This is a genomic window from Rhizobium sp. CFBP 13726 (assembly GCF_014841925.1).
Taxonomy (GTDB): Bacteria; Pseudomonadota; Alphaproteobacteria; order Rhizobiales; family Rhizobiaceae; genus Neorhizobium; species Neorhizobium soli.
Window position 1 is genome coordinate 175,664 of record NZ_JACYUU010000003.1, and the last position, 18,776, is coordinate 194,439.

The 18,776-nt window shown below is 60.3% G+C and carries 19 protein-coding genes and 1 tRNA gene; 12 read left to right on the top strand and 8 right to left on the bottom strand.

Annotated elements, in window-relative coordinates; all coding sequences use genetic code 11:
* The first annotated feature begins 14 nt into the window (after window positions 1-14).
* The 3 genes from IFT66_RS14850 to IFT66_RS14860 are packed head-to-tail and all read left to right on the top strand — an operon-like array spanning window position 15 to window position 3,547.
* Window positions 15-1,511 (top strand): CpaF family protein, encoded by a 1,497-nt coding sequence (locus tag IFT66_RS14850; protein ID WP_062578692.1) that lies wholly within the window; start codon window positions 15-17, stop codon window positions 1,509-1,511.
* Window positions 1,512-1,546: 35 nt separating this feature from the next.
* Entirely contained in the window at window positions 1,547-2,560 is a 1,014-nt protein-coding gene (locus IFT66_RS14855; RefSeq protein ID WP_113166919.1) for a type II secretion system F family protein, read from the top strand.
* 48 nt (window positions 2,561-2,608) lie between these two features.
* Window positions 2,609-3,547, top strand: a complete 939-nt coding sequence (locus IFT66_RS14860; protein ID WP_062580105.1) for a type II secretion system F family protein — start codon at window positions 2,609-2,611, stop codon at window positions 3,545-3,547.
* A 5-nt stretch (window positions 3,548-3,552) separates the two neighbouring features.
* Here the strand turns inward: IFT66_RS14860 and IFT66_RS14865 are convergent, their stop codons facing one another.
* Both IFT66_RS14865 and IFT66_RS14870 read right to left on the bottom strand, forming a co-directional pair.
* Window positions 3,553-4,092 carry a hypothetical protein gene (locus IFT66_RS14865; RefSeq protein ID WP_156461795.1) on the bottom strand — a complete coding sequence of 180 codons (540 nt, stop codon included), beginning with the start codon at window positions 4,090-4,092 and terminating at the stop codon, window positions 3,553-3,555.
* 175 nt (window positions 4,093-4,267) lie between these two features.
* A complete protein-coding gene (locus IFT66_RS14870) occupies window positions 4,268-5,119 on the bottom strand; it encodes a tetratricopeptide repeat protein (RefSeq protein WP_162734904.1) in 852 nt (283 codons plus the stop codon).
* 155 nt (window positions 5,120-5,274) lie between these two features.
* Here IFT66_RS14870 and IFT66_RS14875 point away from each other — a divergent pair, with 155 nt between their 5' ends.
* The 4 genes from IFT66_RS14875 (at window position 5,275) to IFT66_RS14890 (ending at window position 8,480) form a co-directional block, all read left to right on the top strand.
* On the top strand, window positions 5,275-6,669 hold the full coding sequence (locus IFT66_RS14875) for a leucyl aminopeptidase family protein (protein ID WP_192078088.1): 1,395 nt from the start codon (window positions 5,275-5,277) through the stop codon (window positions 6,667-6,669).
* Window positions 6,670-6,757: 88 nt separating this feature from the next.
* Window positions 6,758-7,111: a MarR family transcriptional regulator gene (locus IFT66_RS14880; protein WP_184654226.1), complete on the top strand. Its 354-nt coding sequence runs from the start codon at window positions 6,758-6,760 to the stop codon at window positions 7,109-7,111.
* A gap of 48 nt (window positions 7,112-7,159) precedes the next feature.
* Entirely contained in the window at window positions 7,160-8,008 is an 849-nt protein-coding gene (locus tag IFT66_RS14885; RefSeq protein ID WP_192078089.1) for a C40 family peptidase, read from the top strand.
* 103 nt (window positions 8,009-8,111) lie between these two features.
* Entirely contained in the window at window positions 8,112-8,480 is a 369-nt protein-coding gene (locus IFT66_RS14890) for a hypothetical protein (protein WP_192078090.1), read from the top strand.
* 123 nt (window positions 8,481-8,603) lie between these two features.
* On the opposite strand, the gene IFT66_RS14895 is transcribed toward IFT66_RS14890, so the two are convergent.
* From IFT66_RS14895 to IFT66_RS14905, 3 genes are all read right to left on the bottom strand, one after another.
* Window positions 8,604-8,690, bottom strand: a tRNA-Leu gene (locus IFT66_RS14895).
* 91 nt (window positions 8,691-8,781) lie between these two features.
* Complete coding sequence (locus IFT66_RS14900; protein WP_192078091.1) at window positions 8,782-9,093, bottom strand: SelT/SelW/SelH family protein; 312 nt, start codon at window positions 9,091-9,093, stop codon at window positions 8,782-8,784.
* Between the two features lie 16 nt (window positions 9,094-9,109).
* Entirely contained in the window at window positions 9,110-10,018 is a 909-nt protein-coding gene (locus IFT66_RS14905; protein ID WP_192078092.1) for an NAD(P)-binding domain-containing protein, read from the bottom strand.
* A 50-nt stretch (window positions 10,019-10,068) separates the two neighbouring features.
* Between IFT66_RS14905 and IFT66_RS14910 the strand changes: the two genes are divergently transcribed.
* The 3 genes from IFT66_RS14910 to IFT66_RS14920 all read left to right on the top strand — a co-directional run bounded on the left by IFT66_RS14910 (window position 10,069) and on the right by IFT66_RS14920 (window position 11,085).
* The gene (locus tag IFT66_RS14910) at window positions 10,069-10,257 is read left to right on the top strand and encodes a YegP family protein (RefSeq protein WP_062454108.1); all 189 of its coding nucleotides are present in this window, start codon (window positions 10,069-10,071) and stop codon (window positions 10,255-10,257) included.
* 126 nt (window positions 10,258-10,383) lie between these two features.
* Window positions 10,384-10,677 carry a hypothetical protein gene (locus tag IFT66_RS14915; protein WP_192078093.1) on the top strand — a complete coding sequence of 98 codons (294 nt, stop codon included), beginning with the start codon at window positions 10,384-10,386 and terminating at the stop codon, window positions 10,675-10,677.
* A gap of 156 nt (window positions 10,678-10,833) precedes the next feature.
* Window positions 10,834-11,085, top strand: coding sequence for a hypothetical protein (locus tag IFT66_RS14920; RefSeq protein WP_062454106.1), 252 nt, complete (start codon window positions 10,834-10,836; stop codon window positions 11,083-11,085).
* Between the two features lie 52 nt (window positions 11,086-11,137).
* Here IFT66_RS14920 and IFT66_RS14925 read toward each other — a convergent pair whose 3' ends face one another.
* From IFT66_RS14925 to IFT66_RS14935, 3 genes are all read right to left on the bottom strand, one after another.
* Window positions 11,138-14,083, bottom strand: a complete 2,946-nt coding sequence (locus tag IFT66_RS14925) for a PAS domain-containing protein (protein ID WP_192078094.1) — start codon at window positions 14,081-14,083, stop codon at window positions 11,138-11,140.
* Window positions 14,084-14,302: 219 nt separating this feature from the next.
* Window positions 14,303-16,126: a translation elongation factor 4 gene (lepA, locus tag IFT66_RS14930; protein ID WP_062454104.1), complete on the bottom strand. Its 1,824-nt coding sequence runs from the start codon at window positions 16,124-16,126 to the stop codon at window positions 14,303-14,305.
* Window positions 16,127-16,198: 72 nt separating this feature from the next.
* Window positions 16,199-17,446, bottom strand: a complete 1,248-nt coding sequence (locus IFT66_RS14935) for an MFS transporter (RefSeq protein ID WP_192078095.1) — start codon at window positions 17,444-17,446, stop codon at window positions 16,199-16,201.
* A gap of 172 nt (window positions 17,447-17,618) precedes the next feature.
* Here IFT66_RS14935 and IFT66_RS14940 point away from each other — a divergent pair, with 172 nt between their 5' ends.
* Together IFT66_RS14940 and IFT66_RS14945 are read left to right on the top strand one after the other, a co-directional pair.
* Entirely contained in the window at window positions 17,619-18,197 is a 579-nt protein-coding gene (locus IFT66_RS14940) for a helix-turn-helix domain-containing protein (protein WP_062578713.1), read from the top strand.
* 18 nt (window positions 18,198-18,215) lie between these two features.
* Window positions 18,216-18,737 carry a GNAT family N-acetyltransferase gene (locus IFT66_RS14945; RefSeq protein ID WP_062578715.1) on the top strand — a complete coding sequence of 174 codons (522 nt, stop codon included), beginning with the start codon at window positions 18,216-18,218 and terminating at the stop codon, window positions 18,735-18,737.
* The last annotated feature ends 39 nt before the right edge of the window (window positions 18,738-18,776 follow it).

Below are 18,776 nucleotides of genomic sequence, written 5' to 3' on the forward strand. Positions count from 1 at the left end.
GACTGGATCAAATCATGTTTGGAAAGCGCGGAAACGAAGGTTCTGGGAAGAGCGTCGGCTTGATGCCGCCCGTCTCTGCGCCGCCTGCCATGACGCCGCAATCGGCCATGAAATCCACAGCACCGGAGATTCTGGCCGAGCCCGTGCGCGATACAGGCGGAGTACGCCAAGCCGTCGCACCGCCACCGCTTGCGCCACCGGCCGCCGGCCGTCGTCGCCAGGCCCGCACCGAACAGTATTACGATACCAAGAGCCAGGTTTTTTCAGCACTTATCGATACGATCGATCTGTCGCAACTTGCCAAGCTCGATGCCGAGAGCGCGCGCGAGGAAATCCGCGACATCGTCAACGACATCATCACGATCAAGAATTTCGCGATGTCGATTTCCGAGCAGGAGGAACTGCTCGAGGACATCTGCAACGACGTGCTGGGCTATGGTCCGCTGGAGCCGCTTCTGGCCCGCGACGACATTGCCGATATCATGGTCAACGGCGCCGGCCAGACCTTTATCGAAGTCGGCGGCAAGACGATCGAGTCGGAGATCCGCTTCCGCGACAACGCGCAGCTCCTGTCGATCTGCCAGCGCATCGTCAGCCAGGTCGGCCGCCGCGTCGACGAAAGCTCGCCGATCTGCGACGCCCGTCTGCCGGACGGTTCGCGCGTCAACGTCATCGCGCCGCCACTGGCGCTCGACGGGCCTGCTCTCACCATCCGCAAGTTCAAGAAGGACAAGCTGACGCTCGATCAGCTGGTCAAGTTCGGAGCGATCACGCCTGAAGGCGCAACTGTTCTGCAGATCATCGGCCGCGTCCGCTGCAATGTCGTCATTTCCGGCGGTACCGGCTCTGGCAAGACCACGCTTTTGAACTGCCTGACGAGCTATATCGACAAGGACGAGCGCGTCATCACCTGCGAGGATACGGCCGAACTGCAATTGCAGCAGCCGCATGTCGTGCGTCTCGAAACCCGGCCGCCAAACATCGAAGGTGAGGGCGAGATCACCATGCGCGACCTCGTCAAGAACTGCCTGCGTATGCGCCCGGAACGCATCATCGTCGGCGAAGTGCGCGGACCCGAAGTGTTCGACCTTCTGCAGGCGATGAACACGGGCCACGACGGATCGATGGGCACGATCCACTCCAACACACCGCGCGAATGCCTGAGCCGTATGGAATCGATGATCGCCATGGGCGGCTTCACCCTGCCGGCTAAGACCGTTCGCGAGATCATCACGGGATCGGTCGACATCATCATCCAGGCGGCACGTCTGCGCGACGGTTCCCGCCGCATCACCCAGATCACCGAGGTGATCGGCATGGAAGGCGACGTGATCGTCACCCAGGACCTGATGCGCTACGAAATCGAAGGCGAGGATGCCAATGGTCGCCTGATCGGCCGCCACGCATCGACCGGTATTGCCAAGCCGCATTTCTGGGATCGCGCACGCTACTTCGGCGAGGAGCGCCGTCTGGCGGCAGCTCTCGACGCGATGGAAATGGTAAAATCTTGAGAGCGGATCAGAGATAGGTCTCGCGGGAGCGACGGATGTTCGGACTGGATATGACCGTTGTGTTGATCATCGCTCTGGCGGCCGTAGCCGCCGGTGCGGTCTGCTATGCGCTGCTGTTTTCCCGCATCGAGGTCGAGAAAAAGACCGATGCGCGGTTGAGCCGGGTCAAGAGTGCGGAAACCGACCTGACCCGCATGAAGGCATCGCGGGATCGGGTCCAGGAGCTTTCCAAGCGCCGCAAGTCGGTCCAGGACAGTCTCAAGGACCTCGAAAAGCAGCAGCAGGAAAAAAACAAGAAGATGGGCGACCGCAGCCTGAAGGCGCGGCTGCCGCAGACCGGTCTGTCTCTCACCGTCCCACGCTTCTACGTCTACAGCGCCGTGTTCGGACTTTTCGTCTTTCTCGTGACGTTGATCGCCGGCTTGCCGCTGCTTGGCGCCACCGGTGCCGCGTTTGCGGCGAGCCTTGGGTTTCCGCGCTGGGTCGTCGGTTTCCTGATCAAACGCCGTCAGGCCAAGTTCCTGGACGAGTTCGCCAATTCGCTGGATGTCATGGTTCGCTCGATCAAGTCGGGACTGCCTCTCAATGATGCCATCCGGCTGATCGCGTCGGATGGTCAGGAGCCGGTCAAGACCGAGTTCCGGCGCGTGGTGGACTCCCAGCAGATCGGCCTCAGCATCCCCGAAGCCTGCGCACGCATGCTGCAGACGATGCCGCTTTCGGAAGTCAACTTTTTCGCCATCGTCATCGCCATCCAGAGCCAGGCTGGCGGCAATCTTTCCGAAGCGATCGGCAATCTTTCGCGCGTCCTGCGCGAGCGCAAGAAGATGAAGGCCAAGGTGAAGGCGCTGTCGATGGAAGCCAAGGCTTCCGCGTGGATCATCGGCTCATTGCCCTTCGTCGTGTCGACGCTCGTCTATCTGACCTCGCCGGACTACATATCGATCCTTTTTACAGACCCACGCGGCCATATCATCATGCTCTTCTCCGCAGTCTGGATGGGCATCGGAATTTTCGTGATGCGCAACATGATCAACTTCGAGATCTGAGGAGAACCGCACGTGAAGGATCTCGCCGCCACTTTAACCGATCCGGCCATGTTGTTTGCGCTTCTGGTCGCCGTCGCAGTGTTTGCGACCTGCTACACGCTGGCGATCCCCTTCATGGAAAAGGGAACGCTCGACAAGCGCATGAAAGCGGTTTCGACCGAGCGCGACGCAATCCGCGCCCGTGAGCGCGCGCGAATGAACGATCTGTCGAAGGCATCGCTGCGCACCCAGAACAACCGCTCTGCAAGTCACATCGTCGACCGGTTCAATCTGCGCGAAGCGCTTGTCGATGCCAATACGGTGAACAAGCTGCGCGCCGCAGGTCTGCGCACCCAGAACGCCCTCAACTTGTTCCTGGCGGCGCGTTTCATCCTGCCGTTCTGCTTCCTCGCAGCAGCCGCGGTGTGGATCTTCGTGCTTGGCAATCTGGAATCCAAACCGATTGCCATCCGCATGCTGGCGGCCATCGGGTTCGGCTATCTGGGCTTCTACGCTCCCAACATCTATATTTCCAACCGTATGAAAAAGCGGCAGCATTCGATCAAGAGAGCCTGGCCCGATTCGCTCGACCTGATGCTGATCTGCGTGGAGTCAGGGATCTCGATCGAAGCCTCCATGCGCCGGGCGGCCGAGGAGATCGGCACCCAATCGCCTGAATTGGCGGAAGAACTGGTGTTGACCACGGCGGAGCTGTCCTTCCTTCAGGATCGGCGCACGGCTCTCGAAAACCTCGGCATCCGCACTCAGCTTGATATTGTGAAGGCCGTGGCGCAGGCGCTGATCCAAGCAGAACGCTATGGTACGCCCATCGCGCAGGCTTTGCGCGTTCTGGCTCAGGAAGGCCGTGACGAGCGCATGAATGACGCAGAAAAGAAGGCCGCGGCACTTCCGCCAAAGCTGACGGTCCCGATGATCCTGTTCTTCCTGCCCGTCCTCATCGCCGTCATCCTCGGCCCGGCCGGCATCCAGGTCTCAGACAGGTTCTGAGAAAATTACCTGATCAATGTTTTTGCACGAGCAAGCTGCCAGAGTCTTTCGGCATCTTCGGAGTTGAAGGCTTTCCACGATGCAAACCGCAACCCGCCAGACTTGAGCCTCATGACCAGATGGGCTCGCGTCCTTGTTGCACGTTTGACCATCGACCATGGAATATAGAGCATGGCACCGGCAGCATCACTGGCAGTCATGCCGTTTTCATCAATGGCGTAGGCGATGGCCTTGTTCGCTTTCGGCAAGAACGCCCATTTCACGGTGCAGCAAACCGTTAACAATACAGGGTAACCGATCAAGCCCACGAGAAGGGGTTTCCACGCATTCTGTACAGATAGCCGGATTGCTTCCAACGGGAATTCGGAAATAGGCGCGATGCCGCTGACTGAGTAGTAATACAGTCCAATTCCAAGCACGGGCAAGGACATACAGACAGCAAATATCGCACTGTGGCGAACGATGGTGTGCCTCAGCATGTTCAGGTTATCAGTTTGTGTAAGTGTCGTGGATCCGTGGATTGGTCCAGGCTCGCCATTGTTCAAGAATACCTCCCATCTTCCGTCGTAATCTGTGAGCTTACGGGCTCGCCTTACAGAATTTCAATACGAGAGAAGAATTCGGGACACAATCTCAAATTGGACTTCCATCTCGGGCTGCAAACGTTTCTGAACACGCAATACCAGATTGGATTTGTAGCGTTATTTTGGGTTTCGCGGCTCAATTGACCGCCGTCGTGCCCTTGTCGCTGTCGGCGAGTTTGCGCCAGGAGTTCTGCTGGGAGAGCATGGAGCGCAGGTAGGTCACGTTGGCATCGGCCTGCTGCTGGGAGAGTTCGCGGCGGGCAATGCCTTCAGCCTCTGCGAAGCGACCCTGCAGACCGACGACGAGCGCCAGGTTCTGGCGAACGCGGCTGTCGGCACCCGGCTGCTGCGAGGCGTTCTTCATGTAGCTTTCGGCAGTCTTCAGATCGCCGGAGAGAACGTAGGACATGCCGAGGTTGGACATGACCGTCGGCTCGTTCGGCCGTGTGTTCAGGGCCTGGCGATATTTCGCGCGAGCTTCCTGCGAGCGGCCGAGCTGATCGAGAACGGCACCTTCCGCCGAATAGAGGCGCCAGTCGGGATGGTCAGGCGTCTGCGCGCGGTTGATCGTTGTCAGTGCCTGTTCGAGCTGGCCGGCACCTGCCTGTGCCTTGCCATATGCGGAAAGGACATCGCGATCTGCAGGATGCGCAATCGCCACCTGCTGCATTACGGCGAGTGCCTGGGTGTTCTTGCCGGTCATGCCGAGAACGTTGGCATAGCGCAGGCCGATATCCTTGTTGCTCGGGTTCTTGACATAAGCAGCGCCGATGGAGCGTTCCGCTTCAGCGAGTTCGCTTGCGTTCATGCCATCCAGCGGCGCAGCGGAGATCCTCTGGGGAATCGAGCCCGTCGTCAGCGTGTCGCGCTTGCTCGTGGTACACCCCGTCACAGACAGTGCCAGAAGAACGATCGCGGTTGCCTGCGCAAGCGGCGCGAGCGCGAACAGCCGGGACGAGCGAGACGGGGTGGCGACAGATGCAGTCATCGATGGCGATCTCGTTGGGGGCGTCGTTCAATCGTCGTCCGGTCTAGCAGCCGATTGTCGTCGGCGCTTTGCGAACACATTTGAAAGAAAGGAATAAACTGTTAACCCTAACAGACCGTTAAAATGAACGTTTCCAGATCCTTGCGAAGGTTGCCATGACCCCATACCAGCATACCGTCCGTCCAGCATTGTTCAGCCAGAAGGGCGCTACGACCCGGCCCGTCCACGCCGTCACGCCCGCGGATCTGGAGAACGGTCGTCTCGACGCGGCGGTCACCGACTGGGCGAAGGCTGCAGGCTTCAAGGCCGAAGCCGGCGCATTCACCTTGCTGCCGGGCAAGAACGGCGGCGTCGCCGGCGCGCTGTTCGGACTGGGCAAGAACGCGTCGGAGCAACCGTTCGTCGCGGGAAAGCTGTCAAAGCTGCTTCCGCCAGGTGATTGGCATCTGGAAGGCGAGGGCGTCTCGCCCGAGCAGTTCGCGCTCGGATTTGGTCTCGGCAGCTATTGCTTCAGCCGTTACAAGACTGAAAAGTCGAAGGATGTCCGCCTCGCCATTGGAGCTTCTGCGGATGCGGCAGATCTCGAGCGCCAGCTTGCCGGTGTGTTCCTCGCCCGCGATCTCGTCAACATCCCGACCAACGAGATGGGGCCGGACGAACTGGACGCAGCCTTCCGGGCGCTCGGCGCGCAGTACGGCGCAACCGTCACCACGATCGTCGGTGATGACCTGCTGACACAGAACTTCCCGCTCATCCACACGGTCGGTCGCGCCAGCGCCTCGCAGCCGCGTCTCCTCGAGATGCGCTGGGGCAAGAAGGGCGATCCGCGAGTCACGCTTGTCGGCAAAGGCGTATGCTTCGATACCGGCGGTCTCGACATCAAGGGCGCCGCCAACATGGCGCTGATGAAGAAGGATATGGGCGGTGCCGCCAATGTCATGGGTCTTGCGCTGATGATCATGGATGCAGGCCTGGCGATCGATCTTCAGGTTCTTGTCCCCGCGGTCGAAAACTCGATCTCATCCAACGCCTTCCGTCCCGGCGACATCTACAAGAGCCGCAAGGGCATCACCGTCCAGATCGACAATACCGATGCGGAAGGCCGGCTCGTGCTGGCCGATGCGCTCGCCTATGCGGACGAGACCCCGCCGGACCTGCTGATCGACATGGCGACCCTGACGGGTGCCGCACGCGTCGCGCTCGGCACCGAACTCGCCCCCTATTTCACCGATGACGAGGATCTTTCCACCAGACTTTCGGCAGCAGCAGGATCGCAGGCGGATCCGATGTGGCGACTGCCTTTGTGGATGGGCTACGACAAGGACATCCGGTCCCGCGCCGCCGACATCACGAACGCGCCTTCCGGCGGCATGGCCGGTGCGATTACCGCGGCGCTGTTTCTCAAACGCTTCGTCACGGCCGCAAAGAGCTGGGTGCATTTCGATATCTATGCCTGGGTTGCAGCGGACAAGCCGCATGCCTCCGTCGGCGGCGAAGCATTCGCGATCCGGGCGCTCTACAAGGTCATCAAGGACATGGCGGCGAGGTAAGGTCGCGGGCGCGGAAGATGCGGTGCCAAACGAAGCGGTAAGATCTCGCACCTAAGATGGACGCGACACAAGCAATCTTGGAGGCGGGATGGCCGCAGACTTAACCGCAACGCAGGCACTCGGCCTCTGGCATCGCGTTTCGCTGGAACAGGTGAAGCGCGACGAGCGGGATCTCACCTTGCGCCAGTTGTCGATCCTCCTGCATATATATCTCGTGCCGCCGCCCCACACGGTGCGTGGCTTGGCCGCCACCCTCGCCGTCACCAAGCCGGTAGTCACCCGCGCACTCGATACGATGGGTGCGCTCGGTCTTGTCGATCGAGTGAGAGACGAGCGCGATCGCCGCAATGTCGTGATAAAGCGGACCGTGGCCGGCGCCCTCTACCTCGAAAATCTCGGCGACCTCATCATCCGTGAAAGCCGCCGCACGGCTGCCGCATAGTGCGACGAACCTGCTGATAACTCCGATCTGACCTTGGAACACACAAAGATGACCGATCTCGACAAACGCCTCCATGCCTACCGTGCCGACCTTGCCGATGCGGCGCTCGAAGGTCGCGTCCATTCCGATCGATTTGTGCAGGGCGTCGCGGCACAAATCGCCGTGCCCGTTGCCCCGCTTCGACCTTCACCGAATCTGGAAAGTGGAATCGACACGCAACTTCTGTTCGGCGAAACCGTGCGCGTCTTCGACCGCAAGGACGGCTTCGTCTGGGTCCAGGCCGATCAGGATGGCTATGTCGGCTACCTGCCGGACGTGATGCTCGATGTCGTCGAGCAGGCGACGCACCGTATCGTGACGCAGCGCACCTTCGTCTATCCAGGCCCGGAATTGCGCAAGCCGCCGCTTCGCGCACTGTCGATGGGCAGCCGCGTGACGATCGTCGGCAAAAGCGAAACCCGCGGCACCCACTATTTCACGCTGGCCGGCGGCGGCGCCGTAATTGCCGACCACTGCCTGCCGATCTCGGAAGTTGCCGGCGACGACTATGTCGCGGTCGCTCTCCGGTTCCTGGAAACGCCCTATCTCTGGGGCGGCCGAACAGGCTTCGGCATCGACTGCTCCGGCCTCGTCCAGCTGTCGATGGCGATGATCGGCAAATCGGTACCGCGTGACAGCGACATGCAGGCAGCCTTTGGTGAGAGAATCGATGCGGAGGATCTCCGCCGCGGCGATCTCGTCTTCTGGAAGGGCCATGTCGGTATCATGGAAGACCCGGAAACCCTGCTCCACGCCAACGGCCACACGATGACTGTGGCGCGCGAAAATTTCAAAGCCGCTGTGGAGCGGATAGGCTGGCTCTATGGACAGCCGACAGATTACCGCCGCTTTCCATGATCCGGGCGCAACGATCACGCAAATGTGGGATCGCATCCGCTGGCACCTTGGCGATGCACCTCTTATTTCGTGAAAGCGATAGAGTGCCGACAGGGACAGAAAAATGCTGAAGGGTGCATGGATTTTACCAGCCGCGATGCTGATGGGGGTCGTCGTAACGGCCCTTGTTCCTGATGACACGATGGCTGCGGAAGGCGACGTGTTCACCCAGTCGCCCCAGACCTTCTTCAAGAACCTGCCCGGCGTGAAACCGACGGAGAGCCTCGTCAAGTCGGATCCCGATTCCTACTCATGCACCAGTGATATCGGCTACGTCTCGGAACTGAGGTCAGGGCAGGGCGCCCGCTTCTGGGATGACGTGCCGCGGCGGCTGTATCACTGCGAAACGAACAACGGCATTCGCTATACGGGCACGCAGATGCCGAATACGCACTGGGTCCCAGGCATCAACCCGCGGCATCTTCCGAAGTAGAGCGGAGGTGTTTACGCGTTCATTCCACCCGCAGGAACTACTTGAGATCCGAAAATTTCAACAGCAGAAAAGCCGCGTGTGAGGATCTCACACACGAGCTAACTGCATATTTCTAAATGGGAATGGTGCCCAGAAGAGGACTCGAACCTCCACACCCTTTCGGGTACCAGCACCTGAAGCTGGCGCGTCTACCAATTCCGCCATCTGGGCGACGGAGAGCGATGTACGAGGGACACCGGGTCAAGTCAACAGGGTTTTTGAAGTTTTCATGTCAGGCCCCGAAAAACTTTCAAAAACCGTCCTAACCCGCGGTGTCGACTTCGGTTTTGGCTTGGTGTCGGTCGATATGGCCAAGGTCCCGGTCGGGGTCGAGGATATCGCGAACCCGCTGCTTCAATTCCTGGGGACCAGGAAAACCGCCATCGCGTTTGCGCTCCCAGATCAACGCGCCGTCGATGCGGATTTCGAATGCACCGCCGGTGCCTGGGATAAGCCCGACCTCGCCCAGCGAATCACCGAATGTCTGCAGCAGTTCCTGCGCCATCCAGCCGGCCCGTAGCAGCCAGTTGCACTGGGTGCAGTATAAAATGGTGATATGCGGTTTGTCGGTCATGCAACTGAACTCCTGTTTAATCCGCGTCGGCAACCAGTTTGACCATGGTCGCAAGGTCTGCGGCGCCATAGCCTGCGGCGAGCGCCGCCTCGAAGCTTGCAAGCGACGCCGAGATCGCAGGGATGGAGATCCCGAGCTCCTTTGCGAAATCTCGCACCAGCCGCGCATCCTTCACCGCACCCGACACAGGAAACCCGACCGTGTCCGTCTCACCTGAAATGACAGGAAGCCTGCTCTTCATCGCCGGGCTCGCAGCCGGGCTTCCCGCAAGGATTTCGAGGATCTTCGCTGAAGAGAGGCCGGCGCTCTTGCCTAGCAGCAGTGCCTCCTTGAGATTCTGCCACAGTCCCATCAGCATCATGTTGTTGACGAGCTTGGCCGATGCGCCATCTCCGAGTTTTCCCACATGCAGCGCACGGTCGGAAAGCGTTTCCGCAACGGGCCGAAAGCGCTCGTGGTCTTCAGGCGAGCCGCCGATATAAAGCCCGACCTTTCCCTGAAGCAGCATCTCCGGGCCGCCGGCGATCGGCGCGTCGAGGAGGCCGGCACCCGATCGACCGATGGCCTCTTGGTGGCTCCGCAGAGTCATAGGGTTGACCGTGCTGGTATCGACGATCAGCTTGCCCGTAAGGTCCGTAGCCGCGAGTGTGTTAAGCACATCATGCACCGCCTGATCGTCGATCAGGGCAAGAATGATGACGTCGGAACGCTCTGCTAGGGAGGAAAGGTCTTCAACGGCATCAATGCCGAGAGCCCTCTGCCGCGCACCAAAAGCGTCGCTTCGGCTCCATCCGGTGACAGTGAAGCCCTGTTGTGCAAGGCGCGTCGCCATGGCGCTTCCCATCCGTCCAAGACCGACGATACCGACACGCTCTTTGTTCAAATCCGTTTCCTTCATGGCAGGCGCATATCCCTCTTGTTCCATCCCTTATCCAGTGGCATCTTCTTGTTTAGGGTCAGCTGAGGGAGGCTAAATTGTACAAGTTTCAGGTCTACAAGGACAAGACTGGCGAGTTCCGTTTCCGCTTCAAAGCGTCGAACGGCGAAACGATGTTTATCTCTGAAGGATACAAGCAGAAAGCGTCGGCAATCAACGCGATCGAATCGATCAAGAAGAATGCGCCTGGTGCCACAACCGAAGACGGTACAACCGCCACCGTTTGACGGTTTGAACGTTCGTCTGCCGCATTCCAACGTAAGGTTTTAGCGCAGACACAATGTCCGATCCGCAGATCTTTGGAACAAATTCCCTGTGGTCGCATTGTCTCTGCTGAAACGGAGGAAACAAACATGGCTTACGATCCAAACTCGAATAACACCCGCCCTGACCTTCGCACCACCCCGGAGACGCGCAAAAGCTCTTCCTGGATGGGCTGGGTAGCCATTCTGGCAGTTATCGTCGTCGGCGCGTTTGTCTGGTCGCAGATGGGTGGCTCGACCACCGATCCTGCCACGACATCCTCGACCGCAACGCCGCCTGCTGTCACGGAACCGGCAGCACCTGCTCCGGCAACGCCAGCCGCACCTGCTCCGGCCGCACCGCCTCCTGCTGCACCGGCAACAGGCGGTACGACCCAGCCGTAACAGGCAGGGAAAGACCATCGATCGAACCGCTCGTCCGCAAGGACGGGCGGTTTTTCGTTTGCGGGGGACGCCCCCCGCGTCGTTAACCCTTTGTTAACCAAATTTGCCGACCCTTCGATGACGCCTCAACCCCATCCGTCAGTCGAAGGAGAGAGCATGAAGCTCGTTACCATCGAAAACAAAATCGTCGAGAACAGCCATCATACGTTAATCGTGATGCGGGATGGCCCCACCTGCCAGGCGGTCCGGGTCCTCAACGATGACGGAATCGGCAGCGTGCGATCAAAGCTCTCCCTGATGGAGACGATCGCCAGCCGCAAACTGGACCATGGGGAAGTGGCATTCGACGGCTGCGTCTGGATCACACCGGCGGACCTTCCGCATCCCTTCCTCCCGGCGAAACATTGAAGGCGCCGGGGCGTGATGCAGGCAACAGGCCCCGGCCATGCGGGGATCCGTACTACGAACCCGCGTTGACGCCTGCCAGAACCGCCGCAAGGTCCATCTCGTTATAAGGCTTCTGCAGAAGGCGGGAGCCGGGTGGCGCGTTGTCCGGCTTGTGGCTCTCTCCCGTTGCGAACACGACGGTCAGGTCGGGCTTTTCCGCCACGGCACGCACCGCCAGATCACCGCCGACTGTATCCGGCAGGCCGATATCGGTGATCAGGACATCGATCGAATTGCTTTCGAGCTCGACCAGCGCTTCTTTTCCTGTCCCAGCCTCGATTACCTGATGGCCGAGTTCGGCAAGCATCTCGGCCGTGTTTCCCCGGATCAGAAAGTCGTCTTCGACCAGCAGGATCGTCAGCGTTTTTGGCGTCGCGGCGGCAACTTCGGCAACGGGCTTGACTGTTTCCGCCCTGGGGGCGGTCGCCTGGTCCACCTGCTTCTGGTTGGCGATGACATGGCGAATACGGCGCGCCAAAGCCTCGCGGGTATAGGGTTTGGACAAGAGCTCGACACCGGCATCCAGAATGCCGCCGTGGACGATGGAATTTTCAGTGTAGCCGGAGGTGAATAGCACCGCGAGATGCGGCAGGCGCTCCTTTGCGCGACGCGCCATTTCGCGGCTCTTCAGAGGGCCCGGCATCACGACGTCGGTAAAGATGACGTCGATTGGAATGCCGCTCTCGACCACGTTGAGGCCGGCCTGTGCATCCTTTGCCGTCAGGACGCGGTAGCCGAGATCGGTCAGCGTCTCGAAAACGGTGTTGCGTACCGCCTCGTCGTCTTCCACGACCAGCACGGTTTCCGAGCCGCCGACGACCGGGCCGGCCTGGACGACCACTTCGCGGTCCTCATCGGCGACGGACCGCGGCAGGTAGACCTTCACGGTCGTGCCCTCGTTCACCTCGCTGTAGATCTTCACATGCCCGCCGGACTGCTTGACGAAGCCGTAGACCATGGACAGTCCCAATCCGGTTCCCTTGCCCTCTGGCTTGGTGGAAAAGAACGGCTCGAACACTTTATCGAGAATATCTGGCGCCATGCCGGCGCCCGTGTCCGTCACGGCCAGCATCACGTATTGACCGGGCGTGACTTCAACATGGGTGCGGGCGTAATCCTGGTCGAGAAAGGCGTTACCCACCTCAACCGTCAACTTGCCGGACCCCTCCATCGCATCACGTGCGTTGATTGCGAGGTTCAGAAGCGCGTTTTCGACCTGCGTCGGGTCGGCATAGGTGTTCCAGAGCCCGCCGCTGGCAATTACCTCGACCTCAACCGCCTCACCGAGCGACCGGCGCAGCAGATCGTCCATTCCGGCAATAAAGCGGCTGATGTTGATGACGCGTGGCTCCAGCGCCTGCCGGCGGCCGAAAGCCAGCAACTGGCTGGCAAGCTTTGCACCGCGGCTGACGCCGGCAAGCGCATTGCCGACACGCCGTTCCGCCTGTGCATTGCCGACAATGTCCTTGGCCAGGAGCTGAAGATTGCCGGCAACGACCTGCAACAGGTTGTTGAAGTCATGCGCAACGCCCCCGGTCAGCTGACCGATCGATTCCATCTTCTGCGCCTGCTGCAATGCCCGTTCGGCCTGGCGCCTCTCCGCGATCTCCGATTCGACGCGCGCTTCCAGGCTTTCGTTCAGCTGTCTTAGCTGTTCCTCTGCCCGCAGGCGGTGGCGGACCTGCCGCTCCAGGTTGCTGGCATGGTCCTGCAGGTTCGATTCGGCTTCCCGCTGCTCGGTGATATCGGTATGGACACCGACCCATTCCTCGATGTCGCCCGAGGAACCGATGATCGGCACGCCGCGGATGGCAAAGGTACGATAGAGGCCGTCATGGCGGCGGACGCGATGTTCCCAGACATAGGTGGATTTGGACGCGACGGCTGCCTGCCAGCTGGCGACCGAACCTTCCCGATCGTCGGGATGCACGGCATCTGCCCAGCCGTAGTCCTGGTATTCCTCGAAACGCTGGCCGGTCAGCGTGGCCCAGGCCGTCTGTTCGCCCAGCATCCGGCCGTCGGCGGTGTTGGTCCACAGCACGCCATGGATGGCCGCGACCGCGGCCCGGAACCGTTCATTGCTGCGACGAAGTGCGTTCTCGGATTGTTTGCGGTCCTCGATATCGATGATCAGCACATAGATGCCGTCGATCTCACCCTTGGAGGTAAAGCGCGGAACGTAGCGGATTTCGGCTGTCCGTTCTTCTCCGTCAGGACGTTTGATCACCGTGTCCGTGATCACCCGTTCGCCGGAGAGCGCTTTTTGAAGCAATGGTATGCGGGCAGCGTAATAGGCGTTGCCGATCACCTCCGCGGCATGCTTGCCAATCACGTCGCTGGCGGCTAGTCCGAACCACTCCTGATAACCGTCATTGGCGAAGCGATAGACATGGTCGCGGTCGAGGAACCCGACGAGGATGGGGAGCGCGTTGGTAAGGCGGCTGAGCTCTTCCTGGCTCTGAGCCAAGGCGTTCAGCGCGTGCACCTTCTCGGTGTTTTCAAGCACCGTGCACAGGACACCGTCTACCTTGCCGGTTTCGTCGTAGATCGGCGTGTAGAACAGGTCGAAGACGACATCCTCAGGCGATCCATGACGGTTCAGCACCATGACTTGGTCGCGGAAGGACTGGACCTCTCCCCGAAAGCCGGCTTCAAGGATTGTCTTGTTCCATTCCCAGATTTCCGGCCAGACAGCGGAAACCTTGTCACCGAGCGCGCGTGGATGATAATCCCCGGCAATCTCCTTGTAGCCGTCATTGTAGATCATCACATGGTCGTCGCCCCACATCAAAACCTGCGGGATCGGCGAATTGACCATCGAGTTGACCTTGATCCGCAGATGCGAAGGCCAGTCTTTGATCAGCCCGAGAGACGTCTTCGTCCAGTCGAACTGGCGTATGAGCTCGCCGGTCTCGCCTCCGCCAATAGGCCAATGCGCGGATACGACCTGATAGTTCATGACGTCACCAAATGCGTGTGATGGAATAGGCGCCGGTAATATGCCGTCAATCGGCGGTTTTCAAAGCAATTTTTGCAGATTATCAAACTTTGGACGGCGCGATATGTTCGTTTATTGCGGTCCGGCCCAGATCTTTTGATTCCTGTCCCGAAATGATCCGGCTGACCGAGCATTCGGCGAGTAAAAGGGCCGGTTCTTTCGAACCAGCCCCTGTGCAAATCAATCGTCTTTCATCTTCAGCGCTGCAATGAATGCTTCCTGCGGAATGTCGACTTTGCCGAACTGCCGCATGCGCTTCTTGCCTTCCTTCTGCTTGTCGAGCAGCTTGCGCTTGCGGGTGGCGTCGCCGCCGTAGCACTTCGCCGTCACGTCCTTGCGCATCGCAGAAATCGTCTCGCGGGCAATCACGTTGCCGCCGATGGCTGCCTGGATCGGGATCTTGAACATGTGCCTTGGGATCAGATCCTTCAGCTTCTCGCACATGTCGCGGCCTCGCTTTTCGGCAGCAGTCCGGTGCACCAGCATCGACAGCGCGTCGACAGGCTCGCCATTCACCATGATCGACATCTTTACGAGGTTGCCCTCCTGATAGCCGTGCAGGTGGTAATCGAACGAGGCATAACCCTTGGAGATCGACTTCAGGCGGTCGTAGAAATCGAACACCACTTCGTTGAGCGGCAGTTCGTAGGTCAGCATGGCGCGCTTGCCCACATAGGTGAGCTCGGTCTGGATGCCGCGCCGATCCTGGCAAAGCTTCAGGATGCCGCCGAGATAGTCGTCCGGCGTCAGGATCGTCGCCTTGATCCAAGGTTCGCGGATTTCCGAGATCTTGACGACATCAGGCATGTCGGCCGGGTTGTGCAGCTCGCGCTCGGAACCGTCGGTCATGGTCAGCTGATAGACCACCGAAGGCGCGGTTGCGATCAGATCGAGGTTGAACTCGCGTTCCAGACGCTCCTGGATGATTTCGAGATGCAGCAGTCCGAGGAAGCCGCAACGGAAACCGAAGCCCAGAGCCGCAGACGATTCCATCTCGAACGAGAACGAAGCGTCGTTGAGGCGCAGCTTGCCCATCGCGGCACGCAGGTCTTCGAAATCGGCCGCATCGACCGGGAACAGGCCGCAGAACACGACCGGCTGCGCAGGCTTGAAGCCCGGAAGTGCCTTGGCGGTCGGCTTCTTGTCTTCGGTAATGGTATCGCCGACGCGCGTATCGGCCACTTCCTTGATCGAGCCGGTGAAGAAACCGATCTCGCCCGGGCCGAGACTATCGACGGCCAGCATCTTCGGCGTCAGAACGCCGACGCGTTCCACCTGATACTTGGCATCGGTGCCCATCATGCGGATGGTCTGGCCCTTGGTCAGCACGCCATCAAGGATGCGAACGAGAACCATGACGCCGAGATAGGTGTCGTACCAGCTGTCGACCAGCAGCGCCTTCAGCGGACCCTTGTCGCCCATCTCGCTCTTCGGCGGGGGCAGCTGGTGGACGATGGCTTCCAGAACGTCGGGAATGCCGAGGCCGGTCTTTGCCGAGATCAGCACGGCCTGGCTGGCGTCGATGCCGATCACTTCCTCGATCTGGTCGCGGATGCGGTCGGGCTCGGCGGCCGGCAGGTCGATCTTGTTGAGGACCGTGACGATCTCGTGATTGTTGTCGATCGCCTGATAGACGTTGGCAAGCGTCTGCGCTTCGACGCCCTGTGACGCATCGACGACCAGCAGCGAACCTTCGCAGGCCGACAGCGAACGCGACACTTCGTAGGCGAAGTCGACGTGGCCGGGCGTGTCGATCAGGTTGAGAACGTAGGTCTCGCCGTTGTTCGCCTTGTAGTGCAGGCGCACGGTCTGTGCCTTGATGGTGATGCCGCGCTCGCGCTCGATATCCATCGAATCGAGAACCTGCTCGGACATGTCGCGTTCGGCAAGGCCGCCGGTCGTCTGGATCAGACGGTCGGCGAGAGTCGATTTGCCGTGGTCGATATGGGCCACGATCGAGAAATTGCGGATATGGTCAAGCGGCGTGCGGGAATTGGTGCTCATGGCTCGCGCATATAGCAGCGCCCGTGTCTGCCGCAAAGAGGGAAGATAACCTTTCGTTGAGGATGAAAGGCGTTAATTTCCGGGATTTACGGCGCCGGGTTCGGTCAGCGCCGCTGCATTGGGAAGCTGGGCGCTGCGCACTTCATGGCTCTCACGCTCCGCCTCGGGTGCCGGACCGCGTTCTTTCAGGCGCTGCAGCACGAACAGGCCATAGACGACAGCCACCGCCATCGCCGCGACGATGAAGGTTTTTCCGCCGAGAGTAGGTGTCAGCATCGTGACCGCGAGCGGCACGATCGTCGCGGCCGTCGACCATGCAACGAGAAGGGTCGAGGAGAGCGGCACGAAATCGCCGGGGTCGGCGCGGTCGTTGGCGTGGGCGTTTGCCACCGAATACACCGTCTCGACAGAACCCCCGAAGATCAGGAACATGATCATCAGGAGATAGAGATGCGAGAAGGAGGAGAAAAACGCTCCGAAACCGGCAAACACGATGAGCACGCAGGTGATTAGAAGCACATAGCGTCGGTCCATCCGGTCCGACAGGATGCCGAGCGGATACTGCACGAACAAAAGCCCGGTCTGCATCACGAACATCAGCATCGCGACATCGGTCTGCGACACGTTGTTGGTCGAGGCATAGATCGGCAGGAAGCCCTGCACCACCATCGAAAGACCGCCCGAGGCAAGCACGCCGACCAGCCCGACCGGCGAGATCTTCCAGGCCATCTTGATATCGACATTGACGCGCGCCGGGGCCGGCGGGTTCGGCAGGCGGGTCAGCCCGATTGGCAGGATCGCAAGCGCGGTAAAGAAAACCACCGCCAACGGCGCAAGATTGCCGTCGGTCGGGATCTGGCCGAAGATCCAGTTGCCGCAGCCGAGGCCCAGAACATAGGCCATGTAGAAGAACGACATCGCCTTACCGCGCCACTCGTTGGAGGCAGCGTGATTGAGCCAGCTCTGGGCGATGATGAAGTTGACGTTGGCAGCGGCGCCATAAATGCCGCGTGCAAAAATCCAGATATAGGCCGGAAGGTCGGCGGCAATCAGCACGGCTGCAATGATGACCATTGCCATCGAGCAGGCAAACAGCCGCGCATGTCCAACGCGCTTGATCAGCGGTCCGCCGAGCACGCAACCGACGAGCCCGCCGAATGCGACGGCCGTCACCGCAGCACCTGCCGCCCAGGGCGTTTCCGACCTTGTCAGCATGAACGGCACATAGGCGAACATGATGCCGCTTCCGATCGCGGCGATCGTCATCGAGACGACGATGCTGGCGATTGAAAAGGGCGAGACAGCCGCTTGTCCGTTCATTGCGAAATCCCTGATTTTAGTGGACCCTCGGCGCTTCCGTCGCGGCTGCCTTGGTCGACGATCCATAGCGTATCGAATAGGACATTCGCTATCGCGGAAACGCCATCACCTGTAAAATTCATCCGGCCTTCGCAATTCGCTTGATTCCATTAAAAGAGAATTTATATCTTTGATGATGGAAAATTTAGACGGCGAAATCGAACTGGCAATTGGCGAAAGGCTGAAGGCGCTGCGGGCTTCCGCAGGACTGACGTTGGACGAACTGTCGCTGCGGTCCGGTGTCAGCCGAGCGATGATCTCGCGCATAGAACGGGCGGAGGCGAGCCCGACGGCGGCGCTTCTGGCACGGCTCTGCGAAGGCTTGGGTCAAAGCCTCTCCACCTTCTTTGCGCCAGACGAGCCGTCATCATCACCTCTGTCGAAGAAGACCGAGCAAAGGCTGTGGCGCGACCCGACGACCGGATATCTGCGTCGCTCCGTCTCGCCGCCAGGCATGCCGACACCGGTCGATATCGTCGAGGTGGAATTTCCGGCCGGCGCACGTGTGAGTTTTCCGCCGCGGGAGGAAAGCCGGATCATGACCCAGCATGTCTGGCTGTTCGAGGGGGAACTGAACATGGTGCTTCCGGACGTGACCCACCGTCTCATGCCCGGCGACTGCCTGTTCATGGATATCGGCGACGCCTTCGAATTCCACAATCCGAGTGATCGCCCCGCCCGCTACGCGGTGATCCTCAACCGCGGCCGCTGACCGCCACAGGAGCAAACAATGACCCCGACCATCCGTATTCTCGATGCCGACGCCACCCGCGAGGCGATCCCCGATCTCAGTGACATCCTGTCCGACTGCATCAATGGCGGCGCATCGCTGGGCTTCATGCTGCCATTCGCGCCTGAGGATGCCACCGGATACTGGAATGGTATCGCAGACGAGGTGGAAAAGGGTGCCATCATTCTGGCTGTCGCAGAGGTCGAGGGGCGGGCGGTCGGCACCGTCCAGATCGGTCTTGCGTCGAAGCCGAACCAGCCGCATCGGGGCGACCTGATGAAACTCCTCGTCCATCACGATGCCCGCGGCCTTGGCCTTTCGCGCAAGCTGATGGAGGCCGTCGAAGCGGAAGCTGCACGGCAGGGACGCACGCTTCTGGTGCTGGACACCGCAACCGGCAGCGACGCGGAACGCATCTATCCCCGGTTCGGCTGGGAACGCGTCGGCGTCATTCCCGACTACGCCCTGTGGCCGCAAGGCGGCCTCTGCGGCACGACGCTGTTTTACAAGCGGATCGGGTAAGCGCCATGAGTGGCCCGCAAAACACGCGGGCCATATCTC